Origin of the sequence: Nonomuraea sediminis, assembly GCF_018531495.1 — a bacterium.
Lineage (GTDB): Bacteria > Actinomycetota > Actinomycetes > Streptosporangiales > Streptosporangiaceae > Nonomuraea > Nonomuraea sediminis.
In genome coordinates this window covers 88691-104780 of record NZ_JAHDTI010000011.1, presented here as the reverse complement: position 1 = coordinate 104780, position 16090 = coordinate 88691, and the positions used below count along the sequence as shown (strand labels likewise).

The window sequence follows — 16090 nt, the reverse complement described above, 5'->3', positions numbered from 1 at the left end:
TCACTCCCCGGCCGTGAAGTAGGTGTACCTGTGCTTGCTGATGGAGAACTTGTCGGCCTGGGTCACGTGGCCGCTCTCCGGGTCGACGGTGAGCACCCGTACCACCGCCGGCTTCCCGTCGTCGCCGCTGGAGACGATGGCCCGCAGCTGGCCGTCGGCCGTCCAGTAGGCGCGGTACGGCGTGCTGCCCGGCTTGAGCGCCAGGTCGACGCCCTGCGTCAGGTCGCCGGTCTCGACGTCGTACATGCGCAGCCGCGGCGGCTTGTTCCTGTCGGTGTTGCCGGAGACGAACACCGCGACGGTCTTGCCGTCGGCGGCGAGCGCGTCGGCGGCGGCGTTGGCCACGACCTGCGGCGGCGTCTTCTTGATCGTGGTGCCGTCGAGCCGGTGCACGATGATCTGCGCGGTGTTGTCCGTCGGGTAGCGCATGGCCAGCACCTCGTCGCCGTCGGCGCTGAAGCCGACCGGCCCCTCGGCGCCGGGTAGCTTGACCGTCTTGCCCGTGGCCACCGTGTACACCAGGGTGGGCAGCGTGCGCCCGTCCTCGGTGGAGTCCACCAGCACCCGGTCCCCCGCCGGTGACACGTACAGCACGATCGAGTCGGTGCCGCGCGCGGTCAGCGCCTTGGGCAGCGCGGTGGCCGCTCCCCCAGCGGCCTTCCGCACGACCAGGCGGTGGTCGCTCGCGCGCTCGTAGACGATCGTGCCGCCGTCGGCGCTGACGGCGAACATGCCGTTGTCGTAGATCTTGTTGCCCTTGACGTCGACCCTGGTGGCCGAGGCGTCGCGGACCTCGCGCTTGCTGCCGTCGCGCATGAGCAGCTGCCAGTGCCCGCACGGGTAGCTGGTGTCGTCCTTCTTGTTGGTGCAGGACTTGATCCAGGCGGCCCGCACGGTGGCTGGGCCGCTCTGGGCGTCGGCGGCGCTGGGTGCCAGCCCCAGCCCGCCGATGACCGCCGTCGCCAGGAGCGCGGCGGCCGCTGAGGTGTGCCTCATCGGTGTGTTCCTTTCACTCACACCGTTAGACCCGTGCCTGCCGTGACCGGTTGATCACAGGTCGGCCACGATGCGGGCGAATTCCGGTCATCACCCCTAGCCGAGCTCGGCGAGGTCCTCCGCGGTCAGCTTGAGCGCGCCGGCGGCGAGGTTCTCCTCCAGGTGGGCCAGGGAGCCGGTGCCGGGGATCAGCAGGATGTTCGGGGAGCGGGCGAGCAGCCAGGCCAGGGCCACCTGCGGCACGGTCGCGCCGTGGCGGGCGGCGACGGCCTCCAGGTGCCGGGCGGTGAGCGGCTGGAAGCCGCCGACGGGGAAGTAGGGCACGTACGCGATGCCCGCCTCGGCGCAGACGTCGACGATCGGATCGTCGTCGCGCCGGGACACGTTGTAGAGGTTCTGCACGCAGGCGATCGGCGCGATCGCGCGGGCCTGGGCCAGCTCTTCCGCGGTCACGTTGGAGACGCCGAGGTGGCGGATCAGGCCCTCCTCGCGCAGCGCGAGCAGCGTTTCCAGCGACGCGGCCAGGGACGCCTGGGACCGGTCGAGGTCGCCCATCCGCAGGTTGACCACGTCGAGGCGGTCGACGCCGAGCGAGCGGAGGTTCGCCTCCACGCCGCGGCGCAGGCCGTCGGGGGTGAGGCCGTTCTTCCCCTCGGCGGGCAGGGCGATGTCGGAGCCCTCGACCAGCGCCCCGACCTTGGTCACGATCACCAGGTCGTCCGGGTAGGGGTGCAGCGCCTGCCTGATCAGCTCGTTGGCCGCCACCCCGCCGCGGGAGTAGTAGTTGGAGGTGTCGATGTGGTTGACGCCGAGTTCAACGGCGCGGCGCAGGATGGCCAGCGCCGTGTCGTGTGCCGGCGCCTCGCCGCGCGGCCAGCCGGTCAGCTTCATCGCGCCGTAGCCGATCCTGGCGACGTTCAGGTCGCCGCCCAAGGCCCATCGTTCGTTCGTCACGATCACCCACCCTAGAGCTCAGGGAAGCGGGCGGCGGCCGGGGAAGCCCAGCTCCGTGCGGTGGTACCAGCCGAGCTCGGTCTCGCCCTCGACCCAGCACAGCCGCACCGACACCCCGTCGAGGACGGACGGGAAGTCGACCAGGACGGGGGCGATGCCCTTGACCTCGATGCCCTGGCCGATCCAACTGCTGAGCGTCTCCTCGATGCGGGCCTCGATCGCCTTCATCTCGGCCAGGCCGCCGAGCGCGGAAGAGCCCTCGTTCTCCCGGTCGTAGGCGATCTCGGCCAGGTCGGCGCGGGCGGCGATCAGCTCGCGGGCGTCCTCGATGACCGCGGGCAGGAGCGCACGCGCCTCGTCGAGCGTGAAGATCCGGTCCATGACGGCACGTTAGCGGTTCGGGTCGTAGGCGTGGATGAGGAGCCGTTCCGCGTCGTCGAGATAGGCCTCGAGGAAGGGGGCCGCCTCCTCGGCGCGCCCGGCCTCGAGCAGCTCGAGCAGGGCGCGGTTGCGCTCGACGAAGGGCTCGTGCAGCAGGCGCGGGTTCTCCATGACGTGGAAGACCAGGCGCAGCTCGGCGAGCAGCTGCCGCATCGCCTCGTCCAGGCGCGGGCTGCCGTTGGCCGCGACCAGCGCCTGGTGGAAGCGGATGTTGGCGGTGCCGACGCCCTGCCAGTCGTCGCCGGCGGCGGCCTGCTCGGCCTCGGCCACCGCCCTGCGGAGCCTGCCCAGCGCCTCCTCGGGCACCTTCCTGCGTACGGCGGCGCCCTCGATCACCCGGCGCACCCGGTACAGGTCGCGCACGTCGTCGGCCGACAGCTTCCTGACGAACACGCCGCGGTTGAGCCGGTGCTCCAGCAGCTGCTCGTGGCCCAGCAGGCGGAACGCCTCGCGCAGCGTGTTGCGCGAGACCTCGAGCACCTTGGCGATGGCCTCCTCCGACAGCTGCTGCCCCGGCTTGAAGAAGCCCTCCATGATGCGGTCGCGCAGGATGTCGGCCACGCGCTCGGCGGTGCTCGTCCGGCCGAGGCGTGACCGGTCGTGCTGCAGGTCCGCGACGACGTTGTCCACGCCTCAAAGGAATCATCCAACAAACCTCTTGTCGAATTGTTCAACAATATCTACGTTGGTGGGACACCCCCTTCCATAAGGAGCGATGGGATGTCAGGCTCCCCCACGCAGACCCGGCGGGTGATCCTCGCCAGCCTGATCGGCACGTCGCTGGAGTGGTACGACTTCTTCCTCTACACCACGGCCGCGACGCTGGTCTTCGGCAAGCTGTTCTTCCCGACGTTCGACCCGCTCAACGCCACGCTGCTGGCGCTGACCACCAACGCGGTGGCCTTCGTCGCCAGGCCCCTCGGCGGCATCGTCTTCGGCCACTTCGGCGACCGGTCGGGGCGCAAGACCGTGCTGGTCGTGACGCTGCTCGTGATGGGTTTGTCCACCTTCCTCATCGGCCTGCTGCCCGGATACGCCTCCATCGGCGTGGCCGCGCCGGTCCTGCTCGCCGTACTCAGGTTCGTCCAGGGCCTCGGCCTGGGCGGCGAGTGGGGCGGCGCGGTCATCATGTCGCTGGAGCACGGCGACGAGCGGCGGCGCGGCTTCAACGCCAGCTGGCCGCAGGTCGGCGTGCCCGCGGGCTACGTGCTGGCCACCGGGCTGCTGACGATCATGTCGTTCGCGCAGTCGGACTCGGCGTTCCTGTCGTGGGGCTGGCGGATCCCGTTCCTGCTGTCGGGCGTGCTCGTGCTGGTCGGGCTCTGGGTGCGGCTGCGCGTCACCGAGTCGCCGCTGTTCGCCGAGCTGCCGCGGAAGTCCAGGATGCCGCTGCTGGAGGTGCTGCGCACGCACCCGCGGGCGCTGCTGTCGGCCTTCGCCGCGCGCATCGGCGTGGACGTGGCCTTCTACACCTTCACCGCCTACATCCTCGTCTACGTCACCACCTCGCTGAAGCTGCCCCGCTCGTTCGGGCTGAACGCGGTGCTGATCGGCTCGGCGCTGCAGCTGGTGCTGATCCCGCTGTTCGGGGTGCTGTCGGACAGGGTGGGCAGGCGGCCCGTCTACCTGGCCGGGGTGATCGGCGCGGCCATCTGGGTGTTCGCCTTCTTCCCGCTGCTCGACACGAAGTCGTTCCCGATGATCGCGCTGGCCGCTATCGTCGCGCTGATCGCGCACGCCGCGATGTACGGCCCGCAGGCCGCCTTCATCGCCGAGCTGTTCAGCACCCGCCTGCGCTACAGCGGCGCGTCGATGGGCTACCAGGTGGCCGGCATCGTGGGCGGCGCGCTGGCGCCGATCATCGCGCTGAAGCTGTTCTCCATCTACGGCACCACGCTGGCGGTGTCGGTGTACGTGGTGGTCGCGCTGGCGGTCACCGCCCTGGGGCTGGCCATCGCGCCGGAGACCCGCGACGTCGATCTCGCCGCGGAGCCCTTTTCCGTCCGGGACTGATCCCGGCAGACCCGCGAAAGGATGGCGGGCGGCGGCTGCCACCGCCGCCCGTCCGGGAGGCATCCATGCGCATCACGTTAATGATCATCGCGGCGATCGTCGCGATCCCCCTGCTGATCGGGGGCGTCCGAGGGCTCGAGAGCGCCGACGCCGGAGTGGTCGCCGTCGTGCGTGACGGGGGTCCGCTCGACGACAACCGGGTCCGCCAGGTCATCGACCCCGGCTCGGGCCTGGAGTGGACCGGGATGTGGTCGTCTATCCACCGGTATCCCGCCCAGCAGCGCTTCTACACGATCACCGCCGATCCCAAGCGTGCCAGCCGGCTGGGTGTGGACGTGGTGACCGTACCGAGCAGTGACGGGGTGAACCTGGGCATCGAGGGCACCCTGTACTTCACGCTCAACCTCGACCACGAGACTCTCAAGCGCTTCGACGACAAGTACGGCACGCGCACCTTCCGCTCGCAGAACGACGAGTCGCTGTACGCCTGGGACGGCGACGACGGCTGGTCGGCCTTCTTCGGGCAGGCGGTCCGCCCGGTGATCGACAACGCGCTGCGCACCGAGATCGGCGCGATGCGCTGCAACGAGCTGATGCCGTCCTGCTCGCTGCTGCAGAGCGCCTCGCTCAAGCCGCTCGACAGCAACACCAACATCGCCAGGGTGCAGAACGCGGTCAACACCGCGCTGGCCCGCGACCTGCCGCAGACGCTGGGCGGCGACTTCCTGACCGGGATGCACTTCACGCTGGCCAAGGTGTCGTTGCCCGCCGAGGTGCAGCAGGCGGTCGACAGGTCGCTGGCCGCCAGCGCGGCCGTGTCCGAGGCCCAGGCGAAGGTCGCCCAGGCCAGGGCGGAGGCGGACGCCAACCGCGCCCGCCAGGACGGCTACGACAAGTGCCCGGCGTGCGCCGAGATCGACAAGCTGCGCTCGCTCCCCCAGGGCATCACGGTGTACGCCCCGGGGAACCCGCAGTCGGTGGTCATCCCTTCGAAGTGATCATCGTGGCGCCCGCCGTACGCCATCTGCCCTTGAAGGCGACCATGGAGGCCAGGAAGACCGCCTGGCCCACCAGGCCGACGAGCAGCCAGGTGTGCCAGCCGCCCACGACCACGACGCGGGGTGCGACGACGAGCAGGACCACGATCATGACGCGGACCACCATGCCCCAGATGCCCAGCGCCGCGCCCTGCAGGCGGGAGTCGACGTCCTCGGCGTTCTCGGAGAAGTTGGCCATCCACGGAACGTAGGCGACGCCCATGAACAGGAACAGGAAGGCGTAGACGAGCGTGACGTGGGCGGAGGAGACCTCGGTGCCGATGATCGCGATGTAGTAGGCCAGCATCCCGATCGTGAGGACCGTGCCCACGGCCGTGAACGGCTTGCGCAGCTGGAGCCTGTCGGTGACCCGGCCGACCACGATCACCGCCAGCGCGTTGAGCACCAGCCCGAGCGCCACGATGCCGTTGGCCTGGGCGGTGGTGACCTTGAAGGCGTCGGTCAGGATGGTCTGGCCGAAGATGGCGAAGGTCCAGTAGAGGATCTGCCATCCGGTGTTGCCGAAGACGTGCGCCCACAGGTGCGGGTGTTTGAAGAGCTCCCTGACCTTGCCAGGGTCGATCTTCTCCTCGGCGCTGACCTCCGATTCGGCCTGCATGACCTGGGCGCGCAGCGCGGCGGACGGTTCGGCGATCTGCCAGATGATCACGGCGCAGAGCACCAGCGAGACGATGCCCATGATGATCGCCTGCGACTGCCAGCGGTTGCCGAACATCGGCAGTGTGACGCTGGCGATCAGCGAGGCCAGGAACGAGGCGCCGACCGGGCCCCAGGTCCAGAAGGCGAAGGCCTGTGCGCGGCCCAGGCGCGGGGAGAAGTCACGCACCAGCGAGGCGGTGATCGTGATCCCGGCGCCCTCGATGAACAGCATGAGGCAGCGGACGGCGAACAGGCCGCCGCTGGTGCTCACGGTGGCCAGCAGGAAGTTGCAGGCCGCGGTGACGGTGAGGGTGGGGACGAGGATCGTCACGCGGCCCCAGCGGTCCGACAGGATGCCGCCGAATGCCGCCGACAGGCCGCCCACCAGCACGGAGGTGGCCGCGATCAGGCCGTAGACCGTGAGCGACATGCTCAGGTCCTTCAGCAGCAGGGGAAGGATCGTGGCGATCGTGGTCTCGAAGTTGGCCACCAGGCTGGCCAGGACGGCGACGGCCAGCAGGCGGATCCGGCGACTACCGACCGGGTACACGCTCAGTTCGCGGACATAGAACGGCTTCATGCCCATCCTCCGGGGACGGTCCTTGATTGTCGCTCTAGAACGCGTTTCTAGTTGCTCCACACTCGCCGCTTTTATGCGGGTATGTCAACGTCTTCCGGCATCACGATGTGATCTCGGCCACACCCGGCGCGTTGTGATTGAATCGCCGCCGATTCCTCGAACACCGCATCGCGAATACGCATAAACTGCGCGCCTGTGAGCCTGCCTGTACGTCAACGTTCCCCCAGGCCCGGCGGCGGTCGCCACCGGGCACCGGTGCCCACGTCCCTGCCGCCGGACGCGCCCATGCTCGTCCTGGCCGCGCCGGGCAGCGTCGAGGGAGTGGCCGCCGAGATCGCCGCCGTCGTCCGGGTCGATAACCCGCAGATCGAGGTCCGGTTGTCAAGCTTGGCCGAGCTGGCCGGGACTCTGCCCGCCGGCCGGGACGCCGTCGTGGTCCCGCTGGTGACCTGGGCGGACCCGATGGTCATGGCGGAGATAGGCAAGGCCGTGGCCGCCAGCGGCTCCGGCGCGGTGGTGACCGAGCCGCTCGGGCCGCACCCGCTGCTCGCGGAGGCGCTGCACATCAGGCTGGCCGAACGCGGCCTGGCCAGGGCCGACAGGGTCCGCCTGCTGAACGTCTCCAGCCCCGTCGACGCCGTCATCCTCGGTACGGCCGGCGGCGAGCAGGCCGTCGGCGCCGTCCAGCCCACCGCCGTGCTGCTGGCCTCCCGGCTCACGCTGCCCGTCGTGGCGGCCTCGCTCGACAGCGAGCCGGGCGTCGCCGTGGCGGCACAGCGCCTGCGCGCCGCGGGCGCGCAACGCCTGGCCATCGCCCCCTGCCTGATCGGCCACGAGGCGCCCGAGGGCATCGTGGCCGAGGCGGCCGCCTCGATCGACGCGGGGCACGCCGAACCCCTCGGCGCGCACGGCGCGATCGCAGAACTTGTCGCGCGAGCTTACGGCAGTCAACTGGCGACTTGACATCTCTTGTAGAGATCGCTGAAGTAGCGTTACCTTCTGCCCATGCGTAGCGTCCACGTCAACGGTTCCCGCCTCGGCCTCCGCGACGTCACCGAGGCGGACGTGGCCGCGCTGCACGCCGTCTACGGCGACCCGGCCGTCACCGAGCACATGCCCTTCGCCCCGCGCACGCTCGACGAGGTCGACCGGATCATCCGTGACGCCATGGAGGCGGCGCGCGCCGACCCGCGCCGCCTCTACGTGCTCGCGGTCACCGACGCCGGCTTCGGCGACGTGATCGGCGTCGCCCGGCTGCACATCGAGGCCGATCATCCGCACAGCGCCGAGATCGGCCTCGGCCTGCGGCCCGACCAGTGGGGCCGCGGCATCGGCACCGACCTCATCAAGCTGCTGCTGTCGTTCGGCTTCCGGCAGGTGGGCCTGCACCGCATCTGGGGCGCCCGCTCACCTGCCAACCTCCCTGCCCAGCTCGCGATGCTCACGGCGGGCATGGTCGAGGAAGGCCGCATCCGCCACCACGTCCTCACCCCCGCGGGCTGGCGCGACTCCATCGTGCACAGCGCCATCGCCGACGACTGGGTCTCCTACTAAAGGCGCGCGTGCGAGGTGATGTCCGCACTGAAGTCGTCGATCATGGTGGCGGTGACCGTGGGGCGGCACTGGCCGATCGCCTCGAGGTAGTCGGTGGTGCTGGCGCCGGCGGGGACGTCGAGGGCGCGCGGGGTGGCGAAGTCGCGCTCGAAGGCCGTCTGCGCCGCCGTACGGGCCGCGTGCTCGATGTCGGCGGGGGTGAACAGCTCGCTCGCCTCGACCAGCGTGTCCAGGTCCACGTCGGCGCGGCCGTCGGAGTAGCGGGCCCAGATCGCCCGGCGGGCGACGGCGTCTGGGGTGCCGATCGGGACCACGTAGTCGAAGCGGCCGGGCCGCAGGAACGCCGGGTCGAGCGAGCTGATGGAGTTGGTGGCGCACACCAGCAGCCGCTCGTCCCGCTCGCGGAAACCGGGGATCAGCTTGAGCAGCTCGTTGGTGATGCTGTGGCTGCCCGCCTCCGGGCGCTCTCCCCTGACCGCGGCGATCTCCTCGACCTCGTCGATGAACACCAGCACCCGCTCGAGCTCGGCGATCCGCCCGAACGCGGTCCGCAGCGCCGCCGCCAGGTTGCCGTCGTCGGCCAGCCTGGAGGGCAGCAGCTCGACGAACGGCCAGCCGAGCCGTGAGGCGATCGCCCTGGCGAAGGTGGTCTTGCCGGTGCCGGGCGGGCCGAACAGGGCGATGGCCCGCGGCGGGCGCACGCCGTGCCGGGCGGCGCGCTCGGGCTCGGCCAGCGGCAGCACGATGCGCCGCTCGATCAGGTCCTTCTCCACCTCCATGCCGGCGACCTTGTCCCACAGGTCGCCGGGCAGCAGCCGCCCGCCCAGCTCGGCGAGCAGGGCGCCGCCGGCGACGGCGGGCTCGGTCTTCTCGAAGTAGGCCACGGCAGGCCGCCGGGTGTAGCCGGCGTTCACCAGGCCCTCGCCGAGCAGTTCCTCCTCGGGCAGTACGTAGGCGATGCGCCGCACCCGCGCGTCCACCAGCCGCCGCTCCAGTTCTCTCAGCAGCGCGCTGGCCAGCCCGCGCCCCCGCCAGGCTCCGGCGATCGCGATCCGCATCACCCAGGCCCGCTCGCCGGTCACCTGCGCGAGCGCGGCGCCGATCGGCGTGCCCCGGTGCACGGCCACCACGGCGGGTTGGCGCGAGGTCAGCGCGCCGATGCACTCGGCCAGCGAGAACACCGACTCCTGCCCGAGCCCGGCGGTCGTGTCGATCAGATGGACGACGGCCGCCAGGTCGTCCTCACGGTAGTCGTGGATGAGCCAGTTCACCGTTACCGTCTCCTCGCCTCAGGGACTTTGGACGGTAGACGAGATAGAGCAGACAGTCCCGCACCGATGCGGACAAATCTCAAGCAGAAGTCTGTACGGCCCGCAGTAGAGACATTGACGCCCGCCTCATACGGCGCGACAATTCCTAACAGCGTTAGGAGAACCGATGCGCGATAGGAAAGCCGAACGCCATCAGAGCACTCGGGCGGAGATCCTCGCCGTGGCGTGGAAGCTGGCCGCGACCGAGGGCCTGGCCGGCCTGACGCTGCGCGACGTAGCCCGCGAGGTGGGGATGCGGGCTCCGTCGCTGTACTCCTACTTCGCCGCCAAGCACGCGATCTACGACGCGATGTTCGCCCAGGGCTGCCGGGAGTACCTCGAGGGGCACGCCAAACTGTGCTTCACCGGCGACCCGCTGACCGACATCAAGATCGGGATGCGGTTCTTCGTCGGGTTCTGCACCGCCAACCCGGTCCGCTACCAGCTGCTCTTCCAGCGGACGATCCCCGGCTTCGAGCCGACGCCCGAGACGTTCGCGCTGTCCGTGGCGGGGCTCGGCAAGATGCGCGACAAGCTGGCCGAGTTCGGCATCACCGATCCGGCCGCACTGGATCTGCTGACGGCCATCGGCACGGGCCTGACCGACCAGCAGATCTCCAACGACCCCGGCGGGGACCGCTGGACCCGCCTGGTCGACGAGGCCATGGAGATGTACTACGCGCACATCTCCGATCGCCTGAAGGCGAGTGATCAAGGATGACCTTCACCAGGGAGCAGGCCGCCATGCTGATGGCGGCGGAGAACGCCCGGTTCGTCGAGGTGGCGCGCGCGCTCAGCGCCGAGGACTGGTCCAAGCCCACCGGCTGCCCGGCGTGGGACGTGCGGGCGATGGCCGGGCACGTGCTGGGCATGATGGAGTTCACCACGTCGGTCAGGGAGTTCGTCCACGTGGTCCGCACCGGCGGCAAGGTCGCGGGCGACCGGCCGGTGATCGACGGCATGACCGAGGTCCAGGTGGCCGAGCGCGCCCACCTGTCCACCGCCGACCTGCTCGAACGGCTGGCGGACGCGGCACCGCGGGGCGCCAGGTCACGGCGCCGCCTGCCGGCTCCGCTGCGGATGATGCCGATGCCGCAGGAGGTCGACGGGGTGCGCGAGACGTGGCGCCTGGGCTACCTCTTCGACACGATCCTGACGCGCGACACCTGGATGCACCGGGTGGACGTCTGCCGGGCGACCGGCCACGAGCTTCTGCTCACCGCCGATCACGACGGGTTGATCGTGGCCGACGTCGTCGAGGAATGGGCCCGTCGGCACGGTCGGCCGTACCGGCTGGTGCTCCAGGGGACGGCGGGCGGCAAGTTCGGCACGTCCGGGGAGGAGCACGTGCTGGACGCCGTGGAGTTCTGCCGGATCCTGTCGGGGAGGGGCACGGGCGAGGGGCTGCTCAGCCGGCACGTCCCGTTCTGACCCAGCCCTTCAGCACCTCCTCGGCCACCTGGCGCGGCTCGTGCGTGCTCTGGACCACGTAGTCCTCGACGCCGGCCCGCTCTAGGACGCGCTCGAGCTCGCCCGAACGGCCGAGGTGCCAGCGCAGCCCCTCGCCGTCGCCGTCGTGCCTGCGCCTCAGCCGGCTGCGCACCTCCTCCAGCGGGGCGCGCAGCCAGCAGACGCTCAGCGGGACGCCCAGCGCCTGCTCGTAGGCGCGCCGCTCGTCCGCCGACTCGATCACGCCCGCCAGGACGAGCCTGGTCACGCCGGTGTCGAGGAAGTTGGCGGCCACGGCCCGCAGGTTGCTCACCGTGATCGCCGAGTTGAACGGGTCGCCCTCCGGCTTCGGCCAGGACCGCCGCAGCCAGTCGACGTCGATGACGGCGTTGGGCACGCCCTCCTCGGCCAGCAGGTCACCTGCCGTCTCGGCGACGGTGGTCTTCCCGACCCCCACGGTCCCGTTGATCAGCAGCGCCCACGACATCCGCCGATCCTACCGACGTTCAAGGGGAGGCCAGGTCCCGGTGGATTGTCGGTGGCGGGCCCTACGATGAGCCTCCTCACGGAGGGATACTTGCTCATGCTCGACTCGCTGATCGTGCCGCTGTTCGTCACCACCGACCTGCCGCCCGAGGCCGACCTGGCCGAGTTCGGCAGCCTGCTGGCCGAGACCGCCCGCACGCTCGGCTTCGACGCGTTCCTCGCGGGCAAGGTCTTCTGGCTCGACCGGCCCATCCTCCCCCGCCAGCGCCCGGCCGCCGACATCGAGCTCCGCTTCGCCGGCATGCTCGGCTACCTGGCGGCCTCGGGCGCCGGCCACACGCCCGCCTCGGTCGTCGCGGACGTCCGCGCGGCCATCGCGGCCGCCGTCCGGTCCCGCTACGGCGACGTGGGCGCGCCACCCGCCGTCTTCGCCATCCGCGACCGCGACGTCCGCGAACGCACCCCCGACGACGCCCTCTACGTCGACACCCGCGACGCCACCCCCGACCTCATCACCGCCACCCGCGTCTATCTCTGATTCTTTCTGCTGTACGGCAAGCCGCCCCTCCGCCGCCCGGGTCTACCTCTGGTTCTCCCTGCTGTACGGCAAGCCGCCCCTCCCCCACCCGCCGCACTTCGGCCGGGCCCTGTCCAGGGAGACGCTCCTCCGGCGGAGGTGGTCACCCGCCGCTACGACGCACCCCACCCACGTCCCCGGGCCCGGTGACCCGCCGTACAAACGCGCCGATGACCGCCGTACACCGTCTCGCCGACCCGGCGCGGTGGGCGTTTCCGTTGTGCGGTGCGGGTTGGTTGCTCGCCGTACGGGGGTAGGTGTGCGGCGTATAGTCGGGTCGGTAGAGACCTCCCCCCGTGAGGCCGCGGTGCGTGCCGCGCCGGAAACGAGGGGTTATGGCTCACGTCGCGGTGGCGTTGACCGTCAACGGCGTCTACCAGCAGCTCGACCTTGACTCCCGGGTGACCCTGCTGGACGCGTTGCGCGACGGGCTGGGGCTGACCGGCACCAAGAAGGGATGCGACCAGGGCGCCTGCGGCGCGTGCACCGTGATGGCCGACGGCAAGCGGATCCTGTCGTGCCTGACGCTGGCCGCGCAGTGCGAGGGCAGGGCGATCACCACCGTCGAGGGTCTCGCGCCCGACGGCATCCCGCATCCGGTGCAGGAGGCCTTCGTCCGCCACGACGCCTTCCAGTGCGGCTACTGCACCTCCGGGCAGATCATGTCGGCGGTGTGCCTGCTGGCGGAGGGCCGAGCGGGATCCGACGCGGACATCCGCGAGTTCATGAGCGGCAACCTGTGCCGGTGCGGCGCCTATCCCAACATCGTCGCGGCGATCCGCGAGGTGTCGGCGGCGGGTGGCGGCCATGCGTGAGTTCGAGTACGTCAGGGCGGGCGAGATAGGCCAGGCCGTGGCGGCGGTGAGCGCCGACCCGGCAGCGTCCTATCTGGCCGGCGGCACGACCCAGCTGGACCTGATGAAGGACGGCGTCCTGGCGCCCGACCGGCTGGTCGACATCACCCGGCTGCCGCTCGGCGGCATCACCCGCGACGGCGACGTGCTGCGGGTGGGCGCGCTGACCACGATGGAGGAACTGGCCGCCGACCCCACGGTCGCCGGACGCCTGCCGTTCCTGCGTGAGGCGCTGCTGCTCGGCGCGTCGGTGCAGCTGCGGAACATGGCGACGATCGGCGGGAACCTGTTGCAGCGCACCCGCTGCCGCTACTTCCGCGACCCGGCCGTCCCCGCGTGCAACAAGCGGCGCCGCGGCTCCGGGTGTGCCGCGGTGCAGGGGGTCGCCAGGATGCACGCGATCCTGGGCGCGAGCGAGCACTGCATCGCGTTGCACGCCTCCGACATGGCGGTGCCGCTGATGGCGCTGGACGCGGTCGTGCACCTGCGCGGACCCGACGGAGAGCGCTCGATCCCGCTGACGGAGTTCTACCGGATTCCAGGGGACACCCCGGACGTGGAGAACGTGCTCAGGCACGGCGAGCTGATCACCGCCGTGGAGATCCCGCTGCTCGCGCCGGACGCGCGCTCCACCTATCTCAAGGTCCGCGACAGGGTCTCCTACGAGTTCGCGCTCACCTCCGCGGCGGTGGCCGTACGGCTCGACGGCGGCGTGATCGGCGAGGCGCGGGTCGCCCTCGGCGGCGTCGGCACGATTCCCTGGCGCGCTCCCGAGGCCGAGCAGGTCCTGCGCGGGGCGCCCGCGAGCCCGGAGGTCTTCGCCGCGGCGGCCGAGGCCGCCATCGCGGACCCGTTCACCGTGCCGGGCACCGCCTTCAAGGTCGAACTGGCCAAACGCACCTTGGTGCGCGCCCTGCGGACCGTCGCCGGAGGTGCGTCATGACCACCGTCGAGCAGATCGGCCTGGTCGGTGAGGGGGTGGATCGTGTCGACGGCCCGCTGAAGGTCACCGGCGCCGCGGACTACCCCAACGACTTCAGCTACCCCGACCTGGCGCACGCCGCGCTCGTGCGCAGCACCGTGGCCGCCGGGCGGATCACCCGGCTCGACATCAGCGCCGCCCAGACCTCCCCCGGCGTGCTGGCGGTCATCACCCATCGGAACGCGCCCGTGCTGGGACGCGCGCCCGACACGTTCCTGTCGGCCCCGCCGACGCCGTTGCAGGACGACAGGATCCACTACCACGGCCAGTACGTGGCGATGGTGGTGGCGGGCACCGCCGAGGAGGCGACGGCCGCGGCCCGGCTGATCGAGGCGGACTACGAGAAGACCGAGCCCATCCTGGATATCCACGACCCCAGGGCGGAGCTGATCACCGACCCGTGGGGGCTGGACGCCAGTCGCGGTGACGCCGAGGCCGCCCTGGCCTCGGCCGAGGTGCGGTTCGAGGCGACCTACACCACGGCGGGCAACGCCAACAGCCCCATGGGGCTGTTCACGACCGTGGCCGCCTGGGACGGCGACGCCCTCACCGTCCACGACTCCACGCAGTGGCCCGGCAGCCTGCGCACGGCGCTCGCGCGGGTGTTCGCCGTCCCGGAGAGCGGGGTGCGGGTGCTCGCGCCGTTCGTCGGCGGCGGGTTCGGCGCGGGGCTGCGCACGTGGCCGCACGTCATCCTGGCGGCGCTGGCCGCGCGCACGGTGGGGCGGCCGGTCAAGCTCGTGCTGACCCGCCCGGAGATGTTCACCGGCATCGGCCACCGCACGGAAACGGTGCAGCGCCTCAGGATCGGCGCCACCCGCGACGGACGGCTGGTGGCGCTCGACCACGAGAGCACCACGACGCTGCAGATGGAGGGGAACAACCTCGAACCGTGCGCGACCGTCTCGGAGTCCGCCTACGCCTGCCCCAACGTCTCCACGCGTGACCGGCAGGTCCGGCTGAACATCACCTGGTGCAACTCGATGCGCGCGCCCGGCGACGCCCAGGGCAACTTCGCGCTCGAGTCGGCCATGGACGAGCTGTCCTACACGCTCGGCATCGACCCGATCGAGCTGCGGCTGCGCAACTACGCCGACGTCCACCCGCAACTGGGCCTGCCGTGGTCGAGCAACGCCCTGCGCGAGTGCTACGAGGTCGGCGCCGACCTGTTCGGCTGGTCGCGCCGCCGGCCCGAGCCCGGCTCGATGCGCGACGGCGACTGGCTGATCGGGTACGGCATGGCCGGCGTCTCCTTCTTCTGGTACCAGGCGCCGTGTACGGCGAGCGCGACGCTCCGCAAGGACGGGACGGCCCTGGTGCGCAGCGCGGTGACCGACATCGGGACAGGCACCTGGACGGTGATGACCCAGCTGTCAGCCGAGCTCCTCGGGCTGGACCTGGAACGCGTCACCTTCGAGCTCGGCGACAGCGACCTGCCGCCGGGAGCGCAGGCGGGCGGCTCCGGACTGACGGCCGGCCTGGGCAACGCGGTCCACGCCGCCTGCCGCAACCTGGTGCAGGCGTTCCTGGACACCGTCCGCGACGATCCCACCTCGCCGCTGGCGGGATGCGCCCTCGACGAGGTCGGAGTCGACGGCGGCAGGATCCACCGCACCGGGTCGCCGGAGCGCGGGGAGTCCTACACCGACATCCTCGCCGCGCACGGGCTCGCGGAGCTGACCGCCGACGGCGCCAGCACCCCGAACGACCCGCAGGAGCTGGGCCTGGCGCCCGCGGGGCCCTTCGGCGCGCGGTTCGTGGAGGTGCGGGTCGACCCGGAGCTCGGGCTGCTGCGGTTGGCCAGGGTCGTCTCGGCGATCGACGCCGGCCGGATACTGAACGAGAAGACGGCCACCAGCCAGATCATCGGCGGCACGGTCGGCGGCATCGGGATGGCCATGTTCGAGGAGATCGTCACCGATCCCGGGTCCGGGCGCATCACCAACGCCACGTTCGGCGACTACCTGATCCCGGTCAACGCCGACGTTCCCGACATGCAGGTGGTCTTCGTCGGCCGGCCCGACAGGTTCAACCCGATCGGGGTCAAGGGGGTCGGCGAGATCGGCCTCGTCGGCATCGGCGCCGCCATCGCCAACGCCGTCCACCACGCCACGGGCCGACGCATCCGCTCCCTGCCCATCACGATCGACCGGCTCCTCTGACCACCCGCCGTGCACCACCTCGCCGACCCGGCGCG

General features: G+C 71.1%; 17 protein-coding genes. 10 read left to right on the top strand and 7 right to left on the bottom strand.

Annotation, left to right across the window (positions count from 1 at the left end):
- The 4 genes from KIK09_RS38000 to KIK09_RS37985 form a co-directional block, all read right to left on the bottom strand.
- On the bottom strand, nt 1–996 hold the full coding sequence (locus KIK09_RS38000; RefSeq protein WP_214324316.1) for a hypothetical protein: 996 nt from the start codon (nt 994–996) through the stop codon (nt 1–3).
- Nucleotides 997–1092: 96 nt separating this feature from the next.
- The gene (locus KIK09_RS37995; protein ID WP_214324315.1) at nt 1093–1950 is read right to left on the bottom strand and encodes an oxidoreductase; all 858 of its coding nucleotides are present in this window, start codon (nt 1948–1950) and stop codon (nt 1093–1095) included.
- Nucleotides 1951–1968: 18 nt separating this feature from the next.
- Nucleotides 1969–2331, bottom strand: coding sequence for a DUF2203 domain-containing protein (locus tag KIK09_RS37990; RefSeq protein ID WP_214324314.1), 363 nt, complete (start codon nt 2329–2331; stop codon nt 1969–1971).
- Nucleotides 2332–2340: 9 nt separating this feature from the next.
- Nucleotides 2341–3021: a GntR family transcriptional regulator gene (locus KIK09_RS37985; RefSeq protein ID WP_214324313.1), complete on the bottom strand. Its 681-nt coding sequence runs from the start codon at nt 3019–3021 to the stop codon at nt 2341–2343.
- A gap of 90 nt (nt 3022–3111) precedes the next feature.
- Here KIK09_RS37985 and KIK09_RS37980 point away from each other — a divergent pair, with 90 nt between their 5' ends.
- Nucleotides 3112–4404, top strand: a complete 1293-nt coding sequence (locus KIK09_RS37980) for an MFS transporter (protein WP_214324312.1) — start codon at nt 3112–3114, stop codon at nt 4402–4404.
- 65 nt (nt 4405–4469) lie between these two features.
- Nucleotides 4470–5402, top strand: coding sequence for an SPFH domain-containing protein (locus tag KIK09_RS37975; RefSeq protein WP_214324311.1), 933 nt, complete (start codon nt 4470–4472; stop codon nt 5400–5402).
- Here KIK09_RS37975 and KIK09_RS37970 read toward each other — a convergent pair.
- Nucleotides 5386–6681 carry an MFS transporter gene (locus KIK09_RS37970; protein ID WP_214324310.1) on the bottom strand — a complete coding sequence of 432 codons (1296 nt, stop codon included), beginning with the start codon at nt 6679–6681 and terminating at the stop codon, nt 5386–5388. The genes KIK09_RS37975 and KIK09_RS37970 overlap by 17 nt on opposite strands.
- A 255-nt stretch (nt 6682–6936) precedes the next feature.
- On the opposite strand from KIK09_RS37970, the gene KIK09_RS37965 reads away from it, so the two are divergent.
- Complete coding sequence (locus KIK09_RS37965) at nt 6937–7644, top strand: sirohydrochlorin chelatase (protein WP_308164559.1); 708 nt, start codon at nt 6937–6939, stop codon at nt 7642–7644.
- Between the two features lie 42 nt (nt 7645–7686).
- Nucleotides 7687–8235, top strand: a complete 549-nt coding sequence (locus tag KIK09_RS37960; RefSeq protein ID WP_214324309.1) for a GNAT family N-acetyltransferase — start codon at nt 7687–7689, stop codon at nt 8233–8235.
- Here KIK09_RS37960 and KIK09_RS37955 read toward each other — a convergent pair.
- A complete protein-coding gene (locus KIK09_RS37955; protein ID WP_214324308.1) occupies nt 8232–9506 on the bottom strand; it encodes an ATP-binding protein in 1275 nt (424 codons plus the stop codon). The two genes, KIK09_RS37960 and KIK09_RS37955, sit on opposite strands and share 4 nt — an antisense overlap.
- 166 nt (nt 9507–9672) lie before the next feature.
- Here KIK09_RS37955 and KIK09_RS37950 point away from each other — a divergent pair, with 166 nt between their 5' ends.
- Nucleotides 9673–10266, top strand: a complete 594-nt coding sequence (locus KIK09_RS37950; protein WP_214324307.1) for a TetR/AcrR family transcriptional regulator — start codon at nt 9673–9675, stop codon at nt 10264–10266.
- Entirely contained in the window at nt 10263–10976 is a 714-nt protein-coding gene (locus tag KIK09_RS37945; protein ID WP_214324306.1) for a maleylpyruvate isomerase family mycothiol-dependent enzyme, read from the top strand. Before KIK09_RS37950 ends, KIK09_RS37945 begins: the two co-directional genes overlap by 4 nt.
- Here the strand turns inward: KIK09_RS37945 and KIK09_RS37940 are convergent.
- Nucleotides 10954–11481, bottom strand: coding sequence for an AAA family ATPase (locus KIK09_RS37940; protein WP_214324305.1), 528 nt, complete (start codon nt 11479–11481; stop codon nt 10954–10956). The genes KIK09_RS37945 and KIK09_RS37940 overlap by 23 nt on opposite strands.
- A 96-nt stretch (nt 11482–11577) precedes the next feature.
- On the opposite strand from KIK09_RS37940, the gene KIK09_RS37935 reads away from it, so the two are divergent.
- From KIK09_RS37935 to KIK09_RS37920, 4 genes are all read left to right on the top strand, one after another.
- On the top strand, nt 11578–12018 hold the full coding sequence (locus tag KIK09_RS37935) for a hypothetical protein (RefSeq protein WP_214324304.1): 441 nt from the start codon (nt 11578–11580) through the stop codon (nt 12016–12018).
- Nucleotides 12019–12392: 374 nt separating this feature from the next.
- Nucleotides 12393–12872, top strand: a complete 480-nt coding sequence (locus tag KIK09_RS37930; RefSeq protein ID WP_214324303.1) for a (2Fe-2S)-binding protein — start codon at nt 12393–12395, stop codon at nt 12870–12872.
- Nucleotides 12865–13854, top strand: coding sequence for an FAD binding domain-containing protein (locus tag KIK09_RS37925; protein WP_214324302.1), 990 nt, complete (start codon nt 12865–12867; stop codon nt 13852–13854). The genes KIK09_RS37930 and KIK09_RS37925 overlap by 8 nt, the downstream gene beginning before the upstream one ends.
- A complete protein-coding gene (locus KIK09_RS37920) occupies nt 13851–16055 on the top strand; it encodes a xanthine dehydrogenase family protein molybdopterin-binding subunit (RefSeq protein ID WP_214324301.1) in 2205 nt (734 codons plus the stop codon). Before KIK09_RS37925 ends, KIK09_RS37920 begins: the two co-directional genes overlap by 4 nt.
- The last annotated feature ends 35 nt before the right edge of the window (nt 16056–16090 follow it).

Excerpts from the sequence above, each read along its gene's own strand:
- KIK09_RS37970 (WP_214324310.1), bottom strand. The coding sequence starts at position 6,681 with ATGAAGCCGTTCTATGTCCGCGAACTGAGCGTGTACCCGGTCGGTAGT.
- KIK09_RS37975 (WP_214324311.1), top strand. The coding sequence starts at position 4,470 with ATGCGCATCACGTTAATGATCATCGCGGCGATCGTCGCGATCCCCCTG.
- KIK09_RS37935 (WP_214324304.1), top strand. The coding sequence starts at position 11,578 with ATGCTCGACTCGCTGATCGTGCCGCTGTTCGTCACCACCGACCTGCCG.
- KIK09_RS37980 (WP_214324312.1), top strand. The coding sequence starts at position 3,112 with ATGTCAGGCTCCCCCACGCAGACCCGGCGGGTGATCCTCGCCAGCCTG.
- KIK09_RS38000 (WP_214324316.1), bottom strand. The coding sequence starts at position 996 with ATGAGGCACACCTCAGCGGCCGCCGCGCTCCTGGCGACGGCGGTCATC.
- KIK09_RS37930 (WP_214324303.1), top strand. The coding sequence starts at position 12,393 with ATGGCTCACGTCGCGGTGGCGTTGACCGTCAACGGCGTCTACCAGCAG.
- KIK09_RS37925 (WP_214324302.1), top strand. The coding sequence starts at position 12,865 with ATGCGTGAGTTCGAGTACGTCAGGGCGGGCGAGATAGGCCAGGCCGTG.
- KIK09_RS37960 (WP_214324309.1), top strand. The coding sequence starts at position 7,687 with ATGCGTAGCGTCCACGTCAACGGTTCCCGCCTCGGCCTCCGCGACGTC.
- KIK09_RS37950 (WP_214324307.1), top strand. The coding sequence starts at position 9,673 with ATGCGCGATAGGAAAGCCGAACGCCATCAGAGCACTCGGGCGGAGATC.
- KIK09_RS37940 (WP_214324305.1), bottom strand. The coding sequence starts at position 11,481 with ATGTCGTGGGCGCTGCTGATCAACGGGACCGTGGGGGTCGGGAAGACC.
- KIK09_RS37990 (WP_214324314.1), bottom strand. The coding sequence starts at position 2,331 with ATGGACCGGATCTTCACGCTCGACGAGGCGCGTGCGCTCCTGCCCGCG.
- KIK09_RS37945 (WP_214324306.1), top strand. The coding sequence starts at position 10,263 with ATGACCTTCACCAGGGAGCAGGCCGCCATGCTGATGGCGGCGGAGAAC.
- KIK09_RS37920 (WP_214324301.1), top strand. The coding sequence starts at position 13,851 with ATGACCACCGTCGAGCAGATCGGCCTGGTCGGTGAGGGGGTGGATCGT.